The following is a 509-nucleotide window of genomic DNA, read 5'->3' on the forward strand; positions in this document are numbered from 1 at the left end:
CCCGATAGAAAAGTACCTCTAATTTTAAATGTCCACGGCGGTCCGTGGGTACGTGATAGCTGGGGATACAATCCTGAGCATCAGTGGCTTGCAAATCGTGGTTACGCAGTTTTAAGTATAAATTACCGTGGTTCTACCGGTTTTGGGAAAGATTTCTTAAACGCTGGTAATTTAGAATATGCCGGTAAAATGCACACCGATTTAATTGATGGTGTTAACTGGGCTATTAAGAATAATATAGTTGATGCTGACAAATTGGCTTATTTACAGTTCATCCCACAAAGCAAACTCCGCAAGCAGTCTCTATAGATTATGATAGAGTCTCATATAAAATATTAGATAAAGATATTGAAGATGATATTAAATATTTGCAATCTATTGATCGCGGTGATTTAATTATTAATAGTAGGACGCTAGACGATAAAACTTGGATCGTTGCTTATATGGCTGATAATGCACCGGTGAAATATTATAAATATGATAGGGCAAATAAAAAAGCTGAGTTTTTA

Annotated in this window: 1 pseudogene; it reads left to right on the forward strand. The window is 35.8% G+C overall.

Annotated features, from left to right (window positions below):
* Positions 1–267, forward strand: a pseudogene (locus O6R16_RS08070) (alpha/beta hydrolase family protein); the annotation flags it as partial.
* Between the last annotated feature and the right edge of the window lie 242 nt (positions 268–509).

The sequence above is a fragment of the Candidatus Rickettsia tasmaniensis genome, assembly GCF_036857515.1.
In the GTDB taxonomy this organism is placed as follows: domain Bacteria; phylum Pseudomonadota; class Alphaproteobacteria; order Rickettsiales; family Rickettsiaceae; genus Rickettsia; species Rickettsia rickettsii.